The sequence below is a fragment of the Flavobacterium sp. MFBS3-15 genome, from assembly GCF_026107645.2.
Taxonomy (GTDB): domain Bacteria; phylum Bacteroidota; class Bacteroidia; order Flavobacteriales; family Flavobacteriaceae; genus Flavobacterium.
The window spans coordinates 1-18,392 of sequence record NZ_JAPCHV010000012.1; the positions used below are offsets into that span (position 1 = coordinate 1).

Consider the following 18,392-nt stretch of genomic DNA (forward strand, 5'->3'; position numbering starts at 1 on the left):
GACAACAGCTCGTTTAAAGGCTTCACTGTACCTAATACTCGGGGATAAACCTGTCCCCTTAGAATCCTGCTTTTTCATAATATTGACATTTATTAGTCAACTTTTTTCAGGACGAGACATGTAAATAAAAAAGCCCCTAATCCGGGGCTTTCATCATTGTGTATTGGGTTTAGAATTCCATCTGGCGCAAAGCCGCGATCTTGGCCGCCCTTTGCTTCCTGCGGAAATAGGTCATGTTCGGGTTGCCGAAGTATTTCGATATGGTAAGCCTCGCCATCAGGTAGCTTACGGTGCTTTCTGCCCCCTGGTTCAGGTTTACGTTCTGCTCCTCCATACCATCGAAACATCCTCCGGTACATGGGTTGTAAACTACCTGGTGCAGGCGGTTGTTGCCAAGGAACCAGTTGAATGCCATCTCCATCTTATTGAGGTAATCCTCATCCTTAAATATGTCGTGGAACTTACGCAAAGCCAGTATGGTATAAGCCACATCAATAGGCTGCTCGCCATAGTTGCCACGGCTTTTGCCCCTTACCAGCCAGCTCCTGTTGGATATTACCTGGATAGAGCTTTCATCGAATGTCTGCGACAGCAAAAAATCGAACGACTCCTTAGCTATCTCTTTATAGGTCTCGTTGCCGGTTATGGTATAACACAGCAATAAGGCCTCAGGCAACACGCTGTTGGCATAGGTAAGGTACCCCTCAAACCATTGCCAATCTTCATCAGACTCGTGGCGGTACATCTGTACCAGGCGGTCTGCAAACAGCTTGATGTATATCATCGTGTCGGCATCTATTACACCGCGGTTATAGTAATACAGCCCCTTTATGGTAAATGCCATTGCCCTTGTAGAATATACATTGCGGGTTAGCGGCAACGACCTTTGGAACATGGCCTCTGCCTTTTTGCCAAAACCTTCAGGCAGTATTTTACCCAACGATACCACATAGCCCAAAGCCCACATGGCACGTCCCGAACTGTCTTCAAGGTTTTCATTCTTGTTCTGGTCGGTAAAGTTCCTGTTATAGTCTACATAGTTAAGGAACCTGCCGTCGTTGCTTTGGCAGAAATCAATAAAATTAAGGTAAGTGCTGATGTAAGGCAGAACCGATTGGTCCCTGTACGATTTGTAGTGCTGGCACATGGCTATAAGCGCACGGGCATTGTCATCAATGGTGTATCCTGAATGGATGTCGGGCCTGTTGAGCCTGCTGAATTGCAGCATCCCGAAATCGGTTGTCATGTTCTTAATATGCTGCAGGTTGACATCAGGGTTCCTGTATTGCAGCCTGATGCTGCCGTTGGCTGTCTTTTCGAGCAATTTAGCATGCCCCACAGCAGAATTTTCCCAGGCGGTGTGGATAATTTTGTGCAGGCCGTTCAGCACCATTGTTGTCCTGCGCTCCACATCGAACAATAATGTATTGATTGCATCTGCCAGCTGTTCGGAGTTGCCAAAGTCGAATGTCATTCCGGTATCGCCGGCCAAAACTTCCTTAGCATGCGGAATTGGGGTCGAAATGATCGGGCAGCCGCAGCTAAGCGCATACGCAAAAGTGCCGCTTACTGCCTGGTTCGGGTCTTTGGACGAGAATACATAGATATCGGTCAGCTGGAGGTATTCCAGCAGTTCCTGTAGGTCTACATACTTGTTGATGAATTGCACATTATCCTGAATACCTAACTCGTTGATCTTCGCTATGAGCGACTCACGATAGGCCTCGCCTTCATTAAGGGCTACGGTAGGGTGTGTTTTGCCTATGATAAGGAAAAGCGTATCCGGTGTCTTATCTATCACTTTCGGAAGGGCGTCCAGCGTAGTTTCGATGCTCTTGCCGGAACTCAACAGGCCAAAAGTAGACAGCACGGTCCTGCCTTCAAAACCATACTTGCGCTTCAGCTCGTTTTTATCAGTGTGCGCAACAAGGTGGGTACCATGCGGGATCACCGCTATCTTATCACGGTCTATTATATAGTCGCGCACCAGTATATCGGCGGCGTTATTAGTCATTACTATAAGCGAATCAACCCTGTTCAGGATGTGCTGCACATTGGATTTAAACTCCTCATTCGGGTTAGGCAGCACGGTATGGAAAACCACGGTCAGCGGCTTCTCTACGGCATCAACAAAATTGTTGAAGTCCTTTACCGTTTCATGGAAAAGCCCGAATTCATGCTGGATGAGTACAACTTTAAGGTTCTCATCGGCATTGATAGATTTTGCCAAAGTCTCATATGATGAGGGCTCTGAAGTATTCAGCGTATATTTTACGCTTGGGTCGTCATACGAATGCTGTTCTTTATTGGTTTCTAGCGCGCATACCTTAATGGAAAACGAATCCACATAATGGTCATTCAGCGCCTTAATAAGGTCCTGCGAATAGGTTGCTATGCCGCATTGCCTTGGGGGGAAGGTAGTGAGTACCAAAATTTCCGGAAGGTTTTCCGGGTTTTGGCCCATAATATTATGGGCTGCAAGCTGCTCGATAAGGGTGTTATAGGGCTGGAATTTCTTTCCTGCTGATTTCCTGGTTTTCATAGCGCATTTATGTGGTATTGTTACTAGTAGTTTTTTTTGTTTTGTTGGCTTAATTTTAGAAAGCCGGCTATAAAGTGTGATCATAACCGGCTTATTGTATCCTTTCGGATATATATAAGAGTGGATTATATTAGGCGTGGGCTTTGTTTACCCATTCATTTGCCCTGTCTTTTGCAGAGTTCACGGCATCCTTAACATCCGATGCGGCATCCCTGTATTCTTTTTTTGCCTTGCGCTGTAGCTCATTCAGCTTTCCGCTGAAGTTTTCACGTGCCTCTTCTACCTGTGCGGCATATTTTCTCTGCGACCTCCTGCGGGCTATCAGCACCGCTGCTCCTGCGAGGACTGCTGCTCCTACAGCAATTCCTACTATCATTTTTTTGTTCCTCATTACTTATGGTTATTATATCGATTAATACTTCGACTAAATTATGACATCATCACCCAAAAGCCAATTTGCTTAGTAAATATTTAACTCAATTAACAATGGTTTGGGAATTTTTAATTTTTATTAACGATTGTAGGAAAATCTTTGAATATTTTGTAATTCAAATCGCTTTATTGCCACCGGCAATTAACTTTATTTAAAATTTCAGTAAAAACAGGGGTCGTTTTACGTATTTAATAAATAATCCCATTTTGACCCCTAAAAAAATAGGGGGTGTTTAAAATTGAAAACTATTTTTTGTACATTTGCGCAGGTTTTAGTCAAACATTAACATTAAAAATCACAGTTTCATGTCAACATTTCGTTCCAATGCGCTACTGCAGACCGCAAACAGGAAGCCGGTAAAAGTAGATGAACTCGACAGAAAGTCGGTTATTTTCGGAAGCAACGTCTTCAATGATAAGGCAATGCGCCAGTTTTTAACACCGGAAGCCTACAAAGCAGTCCGGAGCGCAGTGCAGCACGGAACCAAGATAGACCGTAAACTTGCCGATTATATCGCCATGGGAATGAAAGAATGGGCCCTTGGCAAAGGCGTTACCCATTATACCCACTGGTTCCAGCCCCTTACAGGCACGACTGCCGAAAAGCACGATGCCTTTTTTGAAACATCATACGACGGAAGCGACCCGGTAGAAAAATTCGGCGGAAGCCAACTGGTGCAGCAGGAGCCCGATGCATCGAGCTTCCCTAACGGTGGAATCAGGAATACATTCGAAGCAAGGGGCTATACCGCATGGGACCCTACTTCGCCTGCCTTCATTTACGGGACGACACTATGCATCCCAACGGTATTCGTATCGTATACCGGTGAGGCCCTTGACTACAAAGCCCCGCTTTTAAGGGCGCTTTCTGCGGTAGATGACGCTGCCACCGAGGTTTGCAAATACTTTGATAAGAACGTTAAGAAAGTTACCGCTACCCTTGGATGGGAGCAGGAATATTTCCTTGTAGATTCGGCACTGGCCGCATCAAGGCCGGACATCACCCTTACAGGTCGTACGCTTCTTGGGCACGCTTCTGCAAAAGGCCAGCAATTGGAAGACCATTATTTCGGGTCAATCCCAACACGTGTGCTCAACTATATGCGTGACCTTGAAAATGAGTGCATGCTGCTGGGCATACCGGTAAAAACACGCCACAACGAGGTTGCCCCTAACCAGTTTGAGCTTGCCCCAATATTCGAGGAAACCAACCTGGCTGTAGACCACAACTCTCTGCTGATGGATGTGATGTCCAAAGTTGCCGAACGCCACGACTTCAAGGTGCTTTTCCACGAGAAGCCATTCAAGGGCGTAAACGGTTCCGGTAAGCACAACAACTGGTCCATGGCTACAGATACGGGCGTGAACCTTCTTGGACCGGGCAAAACGCCAATGAGCAACCTGCAGTTCCTTACCTTCTTCATCAACACCATCAAAGCGGTGTATACTAACGAAGAGTTGATGAGGGCATCGATCGCGACAGCTACAAATGACCACAGGCTTGGTGCCAACGAAGCGCCGCCGGCCATCATATCGGTATTCATCGGCGACCAGCTTACCAAAGTGCTTGCCGAGCTTGAAGGCGTATCTTCAGGCAAGCTTTCGCCCGAAGAGAAAACCGACCTAAAACTGAACGTTGTAGGTAAGATACCTGATGTATTGCTGGACAATACCGACAGGAACAGGACATCGCCGTTTGCCTTTACAGGAAACAAATTTGAGTTCAGGGCGGTAGGCTCAAGCGCCAACTGTGCCAATGCCATGACCATTGTGAATACCATTGTTGCCAAGCAGCTGAAAGACTTCAAAAAAGAAGTTGACGCGCTTATTGACGGCAAAGGCATGAAGAAGGACGACGCGATCTTCAATGTGCTAAGGGAGTACATCAAGGAAACCAAAGCCATCCTTTTTGAAGGCGACGGATACAGCGAAGCATGGGAACAGGAAGCGGCAAAACGCGGCCTGAGCAACTTCAAGACTACACCGTCTGCACTTAAGGCTAAGGTATCTGAGCAGTCGCTTGCGCTGTTTGAGGAAATGGGCGTAATGAACCATGTAGAGGCCGAGGCACGCTACGAAATAGAACTTGAGGAGTACACCAAGAAAATACAGATCGAAGGCAGGGTACTGGGCGACATTGCACGCAACCACGTAATCCCTACTGCCATCCGCTACCAAAATGTGCTTATAGAGAATGTTAAAGGCCTTAAAGAGATCTTTGGCAAGGACTTCGAAAACATTGGCAAGGAGCAGATTGGGCTTATAAGGGAAATATCAGGCCACATTGCAGGCATCAACGCTAATGTTGAAGAAATGATTGAAGCCCGCAAAAAAGCAAACAACCTGGGCAGCGCAGAGGAAATGGCACATGCCTACTGCGACGAGGTGAAGCCGTACTTTGATGTGATCAGGGAGCACTGCGACAAGCTGGAGCTTCTTGTGGACGACGAGATATGGCCGCTTACAAAATACAGGGAACTACTTTTTACAAAGTAATATTCGATAATTTGAGTTTGAAGCCCCCGTTGGAAAACGGGGGCTTTTTTTTGTAATAAAAATCGCATCTGTTAAATTATACGTCTTAAAGAAAGAAATAAAAAAGTGGTAACTTCGTTTTTCATCATGAGTATACCCTTTTTTCATCTTGTGCATACCGTAAAATCACCTGCTGATGACCTTTTTATACCATAAAAATAGCCAAATAGACCGCTGTTTCATCCTGTTTTTCCTATTTATTTCTCTACACTCAAACGCCCAGGAAAGATTCACCGTCTATTTTGATTTCGATATCGATGAGGCCAATCCCGCATCGGAAACAAGCCTCGAAAAATGGATAGCCACCCACAAAGATGCCGAGGTGCTGAAAATATACGGGTATGCTGACAGTACCGGGAATGCCCTGTATAACCAGGACCTTTCGGAGCGCAGGGCAATGTATGTATACGAACAGTTAAAGGAAGCTGACATAGCGCTCGACAGCGTTGACGAGAGGGGCTTTGGCGAAACAGAAGCCTTTTCGCCTGACAGGGCCAAAGACAGGAAGGCAGTGCTTTATTTCAGGACAAAACCCAAACCAAAGCCCAAGCCGGTGGTAAGCGAATTCGTAAGAAAAGTAGGTGAGGCGAAAAAAGGCGACAGGATTAAGGTGCCCAACCTGCACTTCCTGAACAATTCCGGGCAGGTATTACCGGAATCAAAACCCGCTCTATATGAATTACTTAGCGTGATGCGAGACAACCCCAGGCTGAAGATCGATATCCAAGGCCACATCTGCTGCATCGAGAAAGAACAGAACGAGATATCAAAAAAGAGGGCCATTACCGTATACACTTTCCTGATCAGGAACGGCATAGACCAGTCACGGTTAACCTATCAAAGCTTCGGAAGCAGCCGCCCAATTTATCCCTTACCTGAAAAAAGTGAGGGGGAAAGAGCGGCGAACAGGCGTGTTGAAATAGAGATTATTGAGAATTGAAATTCTACAAAGGCTCCTGCTGGCTGAGGCAATGGAAGCTGCCCAGGCCCCAGATAAGATCGGTAGAGTCAATGCCGATTACCTCCCTGTCGGGGAAGCATTTCCTTAGTATATCAAGCGCTTTTGCATCGTTTACCTCATCGTTAAAGATGGGAACGATGACGCTTTTATTGGCAATGTAAAAGTTAGCATAGGATGCCGGAAGCCTTTGGTCTTCGTAGATAACTGCCTTTGGCATCGGTAATTCCACGATATTAAGCGGGCTACCGTCCTGTAATTTCATGGTTTTAAGCAGCTCCAGATTCTCCTGCAGCAGGTGATAGTTCTCGTCATTCTCATCTTCTTCAATAACAGTTACTACGGTATCCTCATTTACAAAACGGGTTATATCATCGATGTGCCCATCGGTATCATCGCCCACGATGCCGTCCCCCAGCCATAGTATATGCTCTACACCATAGTATTCCTTCAGGTATTCCTCAATCTCTTCCTGGCTAAGGTGCGGATTGCGGTTTTCGTTCAGCAGGCAGGCTGTTGTAGTAAGCAGCGTCCCTTTTCCATTGAATTCCACGCTGCCACCTTCCATCACTATGCCCGGATGGAAAACTTTATGGCCAAGCGCTTCCCCTATTTTCGTAGGGATAACGTCGTCCAGGTCGTACGGAGGATATTTGTCGCCCCAGGCGTTGTAACCCCAGTCGACAATAGCCTTTTCACCAGTCTCTTTATTAACCACGAATGCAGGGCCATGGTCGCGGCACCACGCATCGTTGGTAGGGTGGAAGTAAAAACTTACCTCACCCAGGCGCCCTTCGGGTACAAGTGGCAGGAAACTCTCCAGCTGTGACTGGGCAAAGCGCTGCATCTCCTCATCAGCCACGTTGATGCATACCGGCTGGTGGCGCGAAACCAGCAATATGAATTCGCAGTATGGCTTGTATATTGTATGTAATTTCCCCGGCCACGAAGCCTCTTTATGCGGCCACGAAAGCCACATGGCGCGTTGTTCTGAAAATTCTGCCGGAAATGAAAATCCTAACTTTTTAGGCGTATTATCTGAATGAAAACTCATTATTTTAATTTTATTAAGCCTGAGTGGCAACCCTGAACTCTAAACCCGAAACCCTGAACAGTACTAATCGCCGTCGAGATAACGTTTCGTGATTGGTTGGTAGCTGTCAATCCTCCTGTCACGAAGGAACGGCCAGTGCGTACGGTAATGGTCACTGGTTTGGGTATCTATCTCCACTACGGTGGTTTCTTCCTGGTCATGTGTGGCAAGATACATTAGCTTTCCGTGCGGATTGGCAACAAAGCTGCCCCCCCAAAATTTCATGGCACCATCCTGCTCATAACCAACGCGGTTCACGCTTACTACGTGTACGCCATTGGCCACAGCATGCGAACGCTGGATGGTTTGCCATGCATCATACTGCTCTTTGTTGGTTTCCTCGTCCTGTGAAGTTGCCCACCCAATGGCTGTAGGATAGAACATGATCTCGGCACCCATAAGCGCGGTAATGCGGCTAGCCTCAGGATACCACTGGTCCCAGCAGATGAGCACGCCTATTTTGGCAAATTTCGTCTGGAATACCTTGTATCCCAGGTCGCCCGGGGTAAAATAGAATTTTTCGTAATAAGCAGGGTCGTCCGGAATGTGCATTTTGCGGTACTTACCCAGGTATTCGCCATCAGCATCTATAACCGCGGTGGTATTGTGGTAAAGGCCCTCTGCACGCTTTTCAAACAGGGAGGCAATGATCACTACGTTAAGCTCCTTTGCCACCTCGCTAAGTGCTTCGGTCGATGGACCGGGAATGGACTCCGCGAGCTTGAAGTTCTCATAATCCTCCACATCGCAAAAATACAGCGAGGTGAACAGTTCCTGAAGGCATACAATCTGCGCGCCTTTTGCAGCGGCATTGCGCACTTCCCTAATAGCTTTTTCGAGGTTGGGCTGCTTTTCGGCCACGCAGCTCATCTGTACTAATCCTACTTTTACTTTTGTCATTTCTATTGCATAAAATTGAAGTGCAAATTTACGCAAAAAGTTTGGGATTTTAGGGGTGAGAGGTTGTTAGGGTTTGGTTAAAAGGGAAACGGGAAGCTTAAAACTTCCCGTTTTTTGTAAATTCTATTTCTATCAATTTATTTTTATATAGAAATAAACTGCGATGTTGCGGGGACGGGTTTCATCTCCCCCTTCCTCTTCAATTATTTTTCCGGATGAAGGAGGCGTCCTGTCACCGATATTTCCTCCTCCCACAGCTACATTATATCCCCAGTCATTTACGGTTCCCGATCCATTCCATGGGTGGCTATGGGCACCGCCTTTATGATCATGTTTTTTAAAAGAATCACTTTGTGGGCTCATGACTACCCTGTTATCTTCCGGGTCTCCATCCGTATCAGAAAAGAAAGGAAGCGGTTCGCCTACACTATACATTGTATTTAATCCGCGCAAAAATTTACCGCGGAGATCCGGACTGGTCCTTATTGCTCCTTTAGTTGACTTATTTAAGCCTGAACCGATAATTGAACGACCGTCGCATGGTGCATAACTTGACCGTTGAGGATTTACCGATTGGTCTTCATTGAGTTGGGCGCAAAGCTGATCGTAGGTTAAAACTGACGAAATAACAGTTCCTAAAATAACATTATTCATAATTTTATAGTTTAAATTTCGCCTACTCTGTACCCTTTTCGGCTTCCGGGATATAATTACTGCGTGCGGGTATTTCGGCATTTATTTTTGCTGTTTGTTTTGGCGCATCGGCTCCCGTCGCATTCATGTTCTTGTCGGATGGAGTGGTTGACGTCATTTTTTTGAAATAGGTATTAAACAAACCTTCAATGAAATCGGCACCTGCGTATCCCGAAGCTATAAGTGCCATTATCAATTCGGTAGTATATCCCTTGTCGGCTGGTGGTTTTACCAATGCTGCCAATGTTCCTGCCACGAATCCGAAAAAGATGCTGATAAGCAGCCTGTTTGATGTGAAAACTTCCTTAACTACTGTACCATTTGCGTCTGCCTGTGCCTGCGACCTGCTTTCGTCAAGTTTCTTCAGCCCAATAATGATCCGGATGCCTTGCCCAATAATCCCTAAAGTACCTCCAATTAGCAGGGCATTTATCAATTGAGCTGATGTAAATGTTGTTTCCATAATGTGAATAATTAAGATTGTAAACCAAAATTATTTCAATGAAGACATCTTATTTATAGGTGATTGAATAAATATAAAAAGTATTTACCAGAATTAATACGAGTGAAAACACCTGTTAAAATTTATTAAAAAATAGGGTTTTACCTATATAGGAGTATAATTAATTTTGTGAATTTAGCTACAACCAATTATTAACCAAAAACATTTATTATGAAGAGAAAAAATAAAATTTTACTGGGTGGGGGATTTATCATATTTATAATCGCAATCATTACTTTGTTCTTTTTTCCGAGAGATTGTAATGACTTATGTAATAATACAATAGTAATCATTGATAGCGAAGTTGATGTTGATTGGGAACATGAAAACTCAGCATTTATCTGTAATAAAGCTAATGCAAATATCTTTGTAAATTTATCGTGTGTTGGAGACGTCGATAGTCAGGCAATATTTCTTAAGGATCATAAGAAGGTTATAAACTACAGCGAAAGTCGAAAACATATTGAAGCTGATCACAGAATTTCTTTTGGAGTTGGTAACCCTATAAAAGGAGACGATCAAATTTCTCTGGATAACCTTAAGGCTGAAATTAAAAAAAAGCATGGAAATTGGGATACTGACAAATATGATCATTATTTGTACTTTGATATTGACAGTTCAGGAAAGTTGGTTATCGATGTACTCGAAGATTACAATCAAGATAAATACTGCTATTCGATTCAGCTTTTTAAAGCAGTAACAGAAAAAAGAGCTACAATAGATTCAAATCCAAATCCAATATTTCAGTTTAAGAAGATGAATATCTTACATAAAGATGTAATAGTGTTTTGGATAACCGGTTCGCAAAATCTATATTATGATTTCTCTGATAATCCAAAATTAACTTTGTCGGAAAAACTATTTAATACTGGTGAAAATATTGTTAAGTCGCCAAAGTAACTTAAAATGTATGAGATAATATTAACTTATTTTAAAAATCCTGTAAAGGTTGTTGTACTTTGTACTTTAATTTATAGCATTCTTTCTCTCAAAAAGATAGGAAGGATGCATAAATATCTATTGACTGTATTGATAGTTTGCTTTATAATCGAACTTTTAAATACAACGCTAAAAGTGTGTGGCATTTCTACGGTTATTAGTACAACATTCGGAACAATCATACATCATGGAATTTGGCTTTTGATTTTGGGAAATTTTGTTCATTTCAGATTCCCCTATAAAGTATTATTATATTCATTTCTCTTTATCTCTTTTGTCAATCTTTTTTTTATTGAGGGAGCGATAACCTTTAACTACTCTACATTCATTACTGGAGCTTTTATATACATTTTTATATTTACCTATGAATGTTTTCAAAAATTGAAATCTGAGAATCTGCTTTTTTTTTCCAGCAACAATTTTGTTTTAATAAGTGCACCAATAATTTTATTTTTTGGGTATAGCTTTTATTTTTCGTTTAAAGATTATTGGTTAGGGGAAATAAAGATATATGGAGTCAAGTTTTATGATATTTTAAGTCTCTTTGTAAATGTTATTTATTATACTTTTTTAAATCTGTACATTTATCGCCAAGTGAAATCAGATTATGCAGGAAAAAGACAAGATTAACATAGCGTTCGGGATCATCATAAGCCTGCTTTTTATCAGCCTGGTTATCTTATTCTGCGCGCTTCTCATCAAACTCTACATCCGCAAAATAAAAAACTATACCCGCGTCATTTACCAAAAAGACCTGGAGTTTCAGAAAACAATCACTACAACCGTACTAGAAACACAAGAGCAGGTTCTCAACAACATCTCGGAGGACCTGCACGACGATGCCGGACAGCAGCTTACCTATATTAACTTCATGATTGAGAACCTCAAGCTCGATAAGCCGGAATTGACAGAAGACCTTGAACCATTGGGAAATTCGGTGCGTGTACTATCCAACTCCATACGTCGTATAAGCCACTCTCTTAACAGCCAAATGCTCATACAGCAAAACCTGCTTAAGGCCATTGAGGCCGAGGCCGACAGGCTAAGTCAGGTAAGCAGTCTCAGTATTACGTACCGTGCTGAAGGTGAGCTTACAAATAATTTTACTCCAAGTCAACAAATTGTAATTTTTCGTATATTTCAGGAGATTATCAACAATGCGCTGAAGCATTCCCGTGCTTCGGAAATTATGATTGATATTACTGCAAATCCTGCATTTATGCTAAAGGTTTCCGATAATGGGAAAGGATTCAATTATGAAGATGTGAAAGGAAATCCGGCAGGATTAGGGCTGCTGAACCTGGTAAACCGGGCCGAAATAATCGGGCTTGGCCTTACCATTGATTCAGCCCCGGGTACTGGTACGATTATCACCTTACACGAAAAATAAAACTCATGCAAAAAATTACCATTGGCCTTGTTGACGACCATAAGATCGTACGGCAAGGGCTTAAGGAACTTGTTGAAAAGCTGGGGAACTACAAAGTCATTGCAGAGTATGACAGCGCAGGTGCCTTTCTCCAGAAATGTGACTCGGATGAAACCCCATCGGTGCTTATTGTGGATTATTCCATGCCGGGAATGAATGGTGTAGATCTCATTCGCGAAATTGAGAAACTCGAAAGCGAATACCGGACACTCCTACTTACCCAACATTTTGACGACCAGATAATTGATGCCGCATACCATTACGGTGCGCGTGGGTTCCTCCATAAAAACTGCAGCGCCGCCGACCTTAAGTTTGCTATCGATAGCATTGCCAATACCGGTTATACCAATGTGGTAGAAATTCTCAACAGGGTACGCAAATTCGATATTGCATCGCTTGAAGGGAAGAAAAAGCATGGCATAGAGCTTACATCACGTGAATATGAGTTTTTAAAGCTTGTGTGCGACCAGCGCGAGCTGACCTATGAGCAAATAGCCGATATCATGAACGTTTCGGTTAAATCCATAGAAGCCTACCGAACCGCACTTTTTGATAAGCATGATATCAAATCCAAAGTCGGCCTCGTACTCTTTTCTTATAAGTACAAGCTAACAGAGCCTTTTTTATAATTTAATCTAAATATGTAGGATAATACGGGCGGGTTGATTAAATTTAATGCTTCAACCAATACATATCTCATGGAAGCATCCAACTCGCGTTTTGAAAACATATTTACAGAAGAAAGCCAAATACCCCAGGAATTTCAAATACCCGAACTCCACCAGCGCGAGTACCTGCTTAACGGCGAAATGGTACAATGGGACGGCCCGGTAACCGAAGTATGGTCACCCGTATGCATCCCCGGACCGGAAGGGCTAACCAGAAAATTGGTAGGGAGCTATCCTGATACCTCAGCCAAAGAAGCCATGGCAGCTCTTAATGCCGCACTTGTTGCTTATGATAACGGGATGGGAGAATGGCCTTCGATGGGGATAGAAAAGCGCATTGCCTGCATGCAGAATTTCGTTTACCTGATGCTGAAAAAGCGTGATCTGGTCATTAAGCTGCTCATGTGGGAAATAGGAAAATCACTTGCTGACTCTACCAAAGAATTTGACCGTACGGTAGATTACATCAACGCCACCATCGACGCACTCAAGGATCTGGACCGCGAGTCGTCACGATTCCAGGAGGCCGAAGGTACCATAGCGCAAACGCGCCGCCTGCCACTGGGCGTAGTGCTAAGTATGGGACCTTTCAACTATCCGCTCAACGAGATATTCACCACACTGATACCGGCCCTTATCATGGGTAATACGATATTATTCAAATTACCCAAGCACGGCATACTTGCCCACTACCCTTTGCTTGAGGCCTTTAAGGAAGCCTTTCCGAAAGGAACCGTGAACACACTATATGGCAAGGGGGCAGAAATCATCCCGCCACTCATGGAAAGCGGAAAAATCAATGTACTGGCCTTCATTGGGTCGAGCAAAGTAGCCAATGGTCTCAAAAAACAGCACCCTAAAGTGAACCGCCTGCGCGCCATATTGAGCCTCGATGCTAAGAATGCCGCGATAGTAACCGATAATGCCGACCTTGATGTGGCTGTAGCCGAATGCATTGCGGGGGCATTGTCTTTCAACGGGCAACGCTGCACAGCATTGAAGCTGCTGTTTGTACAGGATGGCGTGGCTGATGAATTTGTTCGCAAGTTAAGCGAAAAAGTATCAGCTCTTAAGCCCGGCCTGCCTTGGGACAAAGATGTAAAAATAACCCCATTACCAGAAGCCGATAAACCGGTTTATCTAAGAGAGTGCATAGATGATGCCGTTGCTAAAGGTGCTAAGGTGATGAACGATGGCGGTGGCTACAATGAGGCTTCTTTTTTCTTCCCGGCTGTAGTATATCCGGTAAACGACTCGATGAAACTGTACCATGAAGAACAGTTTGGCCCTGTTGTACCGGTAGTCCGTTTCAGTTCAATCGATGAACCGATAGATTACCAGGTCAACGCCTCACACGGCATGCAGGTGAGCATTTTCAGTAACGATGCCGCAGAAGTGGCAAGCCTGATAGACCCTTTTGTCGGCCTTGTGAGCCGTGTGAATATCAACTGCCAGGCACAGCGCGGGCCCGATGTTTTTCCTTTTACAGGGCGTAAAGACAGTGCTGAAGGCACACTCTCTGTATTCGATGCCCTACGGTCTTTCTCTATCCGGTCGCTTGTGGCGGCAAAAGTTACCGATGCCAATAAAGAACTGCTTAATAAGATCGTACGTGACCATAAGTCGGGATTCCTGAGCACAGATTATATTTTTTAAGGATATATGCCAAATTATACTCGGCCATCCTTTTGCGATCATCCGAAAATTACCTTGAGTTTTATAAAATATTTAGGAAGAAAATCGTTAAATAGCTATAACTTGCAGGGTGCAATTTACGAACGAAAATTCCTCATATAATGAATGAGATAAAGATACTTTGGGTGGATGACGAGATCGACATGCTGAAGCCCCACATACTTTTCCTGGAAAAGAAAAACTACAAGGTAACCACCGCCAATAATGGCCAGGACGCACTGGACCTGTTTGATGAAGAGAACTTCGACATTGTATTCCTCGATGAGAACATGCCCGGCCTTAGCGGGCTGGAAGTGCTCGGAATGATGAAGGAGCGTAAATCATCCGTTCCGGTGATCATGATAACCAAGAGCGAAGAGGAATACATTATGGAAGATGCCATCGGCTCCAAAATAGCCGATTACCTCATCAAACCGGTAAACCCGAACCAGATTCTGCTTTCGCTAAAAAAGAACCTCGACCATTCACGCCTTGTTTCCTCTAAAACCACACTGGATTACCAAAAGGAATTCCGTAAAATATCCATGGACATGGGTATGGTCAATTCCTGGGAAGACTGGATCGATATGTACAAGCGACTCATCTACTGGGAGCTGGAACTTGAAACTATCGAAGACCAGGCAATGGTGGAAATACTCGAATCGCAGAAGCTTGAGGCCAACTCTCAGTTTGGCAAATTCATTGAGAAAAATTACGAAGACTGGTTTGACCCAAAAGCAGACAAGCCGGTGCTTTCGCATAACCTCTTCCGTGAACTTGTTGTCCCTGAGATACAAAAGAAGCAGCCAATACTTTTTGTAGTGATCGATAACCTCCGCTACGACCAGTGGAAAGCTTTTGAAAGTGTTGTAGCTAACCACTACAAACTGGAAAAGGAAACTGCATTCTACTCTATACTGCCTACTGCCACCCAATATGCACGAAACGCCATATTCTCGGGCCTTACGCCGTTGGAAATGGAAAAGAAATTCCCGCAATACTGGAAGAATGACGTGGACGAAGGCGGAAAGAATCTGTATGAAGGTGAGTTCCTTACCGAGCAGCTGAAACGCCTCGGCCTTCAAAACCTGAAACAGGAATACTACAAGATAACCAACTTCCGTGACGGCCAAAAGCTCGTGGATAACTTTAAGGGACTGAAAGGCAACGACCTGACAACAATTGTATACAACTTTGTAGACATGCTTTCGCACGCCAAGACCGAAATGGATGTGGTAAAAGAGCTCGCAAGCAACGACAAAGCTTACCGCTCGCTAACGCTGAGCTGGTTCCGCAACTCGCCGCTGCTCGAAATGATACAGCAGGCCCAGCAAATGGGCTTCAGGTTGATACTGACCACGGACCATGGCACGATAAACGTAAAGAACCCAAGCAAGGTTATCGGTGACAAAAATACCAGCCTCAATCTGCGCTACAAAACAGGCCGCAGCCTTACCTATGAAGATCGGGATGTATATGCTGTAAAAGACCCGAAACGCATACAGCTACCGGCCATCAACATGAGCAGCTCGTACATATTTGCCAAAAATGACCTTTTCCTGGCTTATGTAAACAATTACAACCACTATGTGAGCTATTACCGAAATACCTACCAGCATGGTGGCATTTCGCTCGAGGAGATGGTCATCCCTTTCCTTGTGTTCAACCCTAAATAAGCGCTTTAAGATATATGGAGATCACATTTTCTCTCGAGGAAATAGACAGCACGGCAAAGCAGGTACTGGCACAGAATATCAAGAACATCATCACTTTCCATGCTGCGATGGGTGTTGGCAAAACCACTTTCATTAAGGCACTGGCAAAGCAGTTGGGCGTGAGGGACATGACCTCCAGCCCTACTTTTTCACTGGTCAATGAGTACGAAACGGAAGACGGCAGGACCCTGTACCACTTCGACCTGTACCGGCTTAACAGTGAGACTGAGGCATACGACATGGGAATCGACGAATACTTTTATTCGGGCAACCTGTGCCTTATCGAATGGCCGGAAAAAACGCCCAACCTCATACCACTGGACCACACCGCCATTACCATGAAAATGCTGCCCGATGGCAGGAGGCACATCATTGTAAAATAGTTGCCGCTGTTCCATTTCTTTTTGTAAATTAGAGCCAAATATCCAAGCCAAAACCATGTCCTTAACACCTTTTACAAAGCAACAGCTGCTGCCGCAGGAAGAGAAACTTGAAGTAGCCCGGGAGAGGAGCGAACTCTTCATTGGTATGCCTAAAGAAACCTCCTACCAGGAGCGAAGGATATGCCTGACGCCGGATGCGGTTAACTCTCTCACGGCACACGGACACCGTGTGATGATTGAGGCCGGCGCGGGATTAAGCTCCAGCTTCAGCGACAGGGATTACAGCAATGCCGGCGCGGAAATTACGCAGGACCCGAAGAAAGTATTCGGGTGCCCGGTGATATTGAAGGTGGAACCGCCTTCTGTTGCCGAAATCGAAATGATGAACCCCGAAACGCTTATCATTTCGGCCATACAGCTAAAGACACAGCGCAAGGAATACTTTGAAGCCCTTGCATCAAAGAAGATAACAGCACTTGCCTTTGAATTTATAAAAGATGAGGACGGCTCCTACCCTGCCGTAAAATCGCTCAGCGAAATTGCAGGTACAGCATCGGTACTGATCGCCGCGGAACTGATGATCAACCAAAAGATAGGCAAAGGGCTTTTATTAGGAAATATAACCGGCGTACCGCCTACGGAAATCGTTATCATTGGCGCTGGGACAGTGGCAGAATTTGCCGCACGTACCGCCCTCGGCCTTGGTGCCAGCGTAAAGGTATTCGATAATTCCATCACCAAGCTCCGCCGGCTGCAAAACACACTGAATCACCGTATATTCACATCGACCATACAGGAAAAATCATTGCTCAAAGCGCTGATGCGCTGCGATGTGGCCATTGGGGCCATGCGCGGCAAGAACCGCACACCTATCATTGTTTCAGAAACCATGGTGGAACACATGAAAAAAGGCGCTGTGATCATCGACGTGTGCATTGATACCGGCGGGTGTTTTGAGACTTCGGAAGTGACAACACACGAAAAACCTACATTCGTAAAAAATAATGTGATCCACTATTGCGTGCCGAATATTCCGTCGCGCTATTCAAAAACGGCATCGATGTCCATTAGTAATATCATCAGTCCGTTTTTATTGCAAATGGCGGATGATGGCGGCATTGAGAGTGCTATACGCTGCAATGCGGGATTAAAGAACGGTATCTACTTCTACCACGGATTATTGACTAACCGCTCCATTGCGGATTGGTTTTCGCTTTCTTACAGGGATATCAATTTGATTGTGTTTTAGTTCTACCGAAATTAATTCCTAATTCCCTAACGGGAAATTGTATGTATCATTTCAATTCCACCGAAATCGGTTCATTAATTGGAAATATTGCGGCACAACTATCCCGTAGGGATTAAATTTCGGTAGAAATTTCAATTTGGGACGTTCGATTTTCCCGTAGGGAATTAATTTCGGTTGCTATATTTATTATGTTTGTCAAAACACCAATAAATGCCAAACACCTATACCCAAATACATATTCAATTTGTCTTTGCTGTAAAATACAGACACGGAATTATTGCACCACAAGGGAAACAGGAATTGTATTCTTACATTTCGGGAATAATAGAAAAACAAGGGCATAAATTGTTGGCAATAAATGTAATGCCCGACCATATCCATATTTTCATTGGCATGCGACCAAATCAATCGGTTTCAGACCTATTACAGGACATAAAGCGAAATTCTTCTTTATGGATCAATCAAAAAGGAGTTGTCAGCGATAAGTTCGAATGGCAGGAAGGGTACGGAGCATTCTCATACAGCAAATCGCACACCAAAGCTGTAATTGAGTATATTGAAAACCAGGAAATACATCTTAGAAGAAGTACTTTTAAAGATGAGTATTTAGACTTCCTCAGGAAATTTGAAATAGACTATGATGAGCGATACATTTTCGATGACCTGATTGATTAATAATA

General features: G+C 44.3%; 16 protein-coding genes. 10 read left to right on the top strand and 6 right to left on the bottom strand.

What is annotated here, in order from left to right; genetic code table 11:
* Window positions 1-169 precede the first annotated feature (169 nt).
* Entirely contained in the window at window positions 170-2,542 is a 2,373-nt protein-coding gene (locus tag OGH69_RS11515; protein WP_265174624.1) for a glycosyltransferase, read from the bottom strand.
* 130 nt (window positions 2,543-2,672) lie between these two features.
* Entirely contained in the window at window positions 2,673-2,933 is a 261-nt protein-coding gene (locus OGH69_RS11520) for a hypothetical protein (RefSeq protein WP_265174625.1), read from the bottom strand.
* A gap of 347 nt (window positions 2,934-3,280) precedes the next feature.
* Here OGH69_RS11520 and OGH69_RS11525 point away from each other — a divergent pair, with 347 nt between their 5' ends.
* Entirely contained in the window at window positions 3,281-5,470 is a 2,190-nt protein-coding gene (locus tag OGH69_RS11525; RefSeq protein ID WP_265174626.1) for a glutamine synthetase III family protein, read from the top strand.
* Between the two features lie 175 nt (window positions 5,471-5,645).
* Window positions 5,646-6,449 (top strand): OmpA family protein, encoded by an 804-nt coding sequence (locus tag OGH69_RS11530; protein ID WP_265174627.1) that lies wholly within the window; start codon window positions 5,646-5,648, stop codon window positions 6,447-6,449.
* A gap of 4 nt (window positions 6,450-6,453) precedes the next feature.
* Here OGH69_RS11530 and OGH69_RS11535 read toward each other — a convergent pair whose 3' ends face one another.
* From OGH69_RS11535 to OGH69_RS11550, 4 genes are all read right to left on the bottom strand, one after another.
* Entirely contained in the window at window positions 6,454-7,521 is a 1,068-nt protein-coding gene (locus tag OGH69_RS11535; protein ID WP_265174628.1) for an agmatine deiminase family protein, read from the bottom strand.
* A 63-nt stretch (window positions 7,522-7,584) separates the two neighbouring features.
* Entirely contained in the window at window positions 7,585-8,460 is an 876-nt protein-coding gene (locus OGH69_RS11540) for a carbon-nitrogen hydrolase (RefSeq protein WP_265174629.1), read from the bottom strand.
* Window positions 8,461-8,592: 132 nt separating this feature from the next.
* Entirely contained in the window at window positions 8,593-9,114 is a 522-nt protein-coding gene (locus OGH69_RS11545) for a hypothetical protein (protein WP_265174630.1), read from the bottom strand.
* A gap of 22 nt (window positions 9,115-9,136) precedes the next feature.
* Window positions 9,137-9,616: a hypothetical protein gene (locus OGH69_RS11550; protein WP_265174631.1), complete on the bottom strand. Its 480-nt coding sequence runs from the start codon at window positions 9,614-9,616 to the stop codon at window positions 9,137-9,139.
* Between the two features lie 210 nt (window positions 9,617-9,826).
* Here OGH69_RS11550 and OGH69_RS11555 point away from each other — a divergent pair, with 210 nt between their 5' ends.
* The 8 genes from OGH69_RS11555 to tnpA all read left to right on the top strand — a co-directional run bounded on the left by OGH69_RS11555 (window position 9,827) and on the right by tnpA (window position 18,387).
* A complete protein-coding gene (locus tag OGH69_RS11555; protein ID WP_265174632.1) occupies window positions 9,827-10,555 on the top strand; it encodes a hypothetical protein in 729 nt (242 codons plus the stop codon).
* Between the two features lie 646 nt (window positions 10,556-11,201).
* Complete coding sequence (locus OGH69_RS11560; protein WP_265174633.1) at window positions 11,202-11,984, top strand: sensor histidine kinase; 783 nt, start codon at window positions 11,202-11,204, stop codon at window positions 11,982-11,984.
* Between the two features lie 5 nt (window positions 11,985-11,989).
* Complete coding sequence (locus OGH69_RS11565) at window positions 11,990-12,652, top strand: response regulator transcription factor (RefSeq protein ID WP_265174634.1); 663 nt, start codon at window positions 11,990-11,992, stop codon at window positions 12,650-12,652.
* 69 nt (window positions 12,653-12,721) lie between these two features.
* Window positions 12,722-14,347: an NADP-dependent glyceraldehyde-3-phosphate dehydrogenase gene (locus tag OGH69_RS11570; RefSeq protein ID WP_265174635.1), complete on the top strand. Its 1,626-nt coding sequence runs from the start codon at window positions 12,722-12,724 to the stop codon at window positions 14,345-14,347.
* Window positions 14,348-14,487: 140 nt separating this feature from the next.
* Entirely contained in the window at window positions 14,488-16,041 is a 1,554-nt protein-coding gene (locus OGH69_RS11575) for a T9SS response regulator signal transducer PorX (protein WP_265174636.1), read from the top strand.
* A gap of 14 nt (window positions 16,042-16,055) precedes the next feature.
* The gene (gene tsaE / locus OGH69_RS11580; RefSeq protein ID WP_265174637.1) at window positions 16,056-16,463 is read left to right on the top strand and encodes a tRNA (adenosine(37)-N6)-threonylcarbamoyltransferase complex ATPase subunit type 1 TsaE; all 408 of its coding nucleotides are present in this window, start codon (window positions 16,056-16,058) and stop codon (window positions 16,461-16,463) included.
* Window positions 16,464-16,518: 55 nt separating this feature from the next.
* Window positions 16,519-17,712, top strand: a complete 1,194-nt coding sequence (locus OGH69_RS11585; RefSeq protein WP_265174638.1) for an alanine dehydrogenase — start codon at window positions 16,519-16,521, stop codon at window positions 17,710-17,712.
* Between the two features lie 210 nt (window positions 17,713-17,922).
* A complete protein-coding gene (gene tnpA / locus OGH69_RS11590; RefSeq protein ID WP_265174639.1) occupies window positions 17,923-18,387 on the top strand; it encodes an IS200/IS605 family transposase in 465 nt (154 codons plus the stop codon).
* The last annotated feature ends 5 nt before the right edge of the window (window positions 18,388-18,392 follow it).

Coding starts and splice junctions, on each gene's coding strand:
- OGH69_RS11515 (WP_265174624.1), bottom strand. CDS start 2,542: ATGAAAACCAGGAAATCAGCAGGAAAGAAATTCCAGCCCTATAACACC.
- OGH69_RS11520 (WP_265174625.1), bottom strand. CDS start 2,933: ATGAGGAACAAAAAAATGATAGTAGGAATTGCTGTAGGAGCAGCAGTC.
- OGH69_RS11525 (WP_265174626.1), top strand. CDS start 3,281: ATGTCAACATTTCGTTCCAATGCGCTACTGCAGACCGCAAACAGGAAG.
- OGH69_RS11530 (WP_265174627.1), top strand. CDS start 5,646: ATGACCTTTTTATACCATAAAAATAGCCAAATAGACCGCTGTTTCATC.
- OGH69_RS11535 (WP_265174628.1), bottom strand. CDS start 7,521: ATGAGTTTTCATTCAGATAATACGCCTAAAAAGTTAGGATTTTCATTT.
- OGH69_RS11540 (WP_265174629.1), bottom strand. CDS start 8,460: ATGACAAAAGTAAAAGTAGGATTAGTACAGATGAGCTGCGTGGCCGAA.
- OGH69_RS11545 (WP_265174630.1), bottom strand. CDS start 9,114: ATGAATAATGTTATTTTAGGAACTGTTATTTCGTCAGTTTTAACCTAC.
- OGH69_RS11550 (WP_265174631.1), bottom strand. CDS start 9,616: ATGGAAACAACATTTACATCAGCTCAATTGATAAATGCCCTGCTAATT.
- OGH69_RS11555 (WP_265174632.1), top strand. CDS start 9,827: ATGAAGAGAAAAAATAAAATTTTACTGGGTGGGGGATTTATCATATTT.
- OGH69_RS11560 (WP_265174633.1), top strand. CDS start 11,202: ATGCAGGAAAAAGACAAGATTAACATAGCGTTCGGGATCATCATAAGC.
- OGH69_RS11565 (WP_265174634.1), top strand. CDS start 11,990: ATGCAAAAAATTACCATTGGCCTTGTTGACGACCATAAGATCGTACGG.
- OGH69_RS11570 (WP_265174635.1), top strand. CDS start 12,722: ATGGAAGCATCCAACTCGCGTTTTGAAAACATATTTACAGAAGAAAGC.
- OGH69_RS11575 (WP_265174636.1), top strand. CDS start 14,488: ATGAATGAGATAAAGATACTTTGGGTGGATGACGAGATCGACATGCTG.
- tsaE (WP_265174637.1), top strand. CDS start 16,056: ATGGAGATCACATTTTCTCTCGAGGAAATAGACAGCACGGCAAAGCAG.
- OGH69_RS11585 (WP_265174638.1), top strand. CDS start 16,519: ATGTCCTTAACACCTTTTACAAAGCAACAGCTGCTGCCGCAGGAAGAG.
- tnpA (WP_265174639.1), top strand. CDS start 17,923: ATGCCAAACACCTATACCCAAATACATATTCAATTTGTCTTTGCTGTA.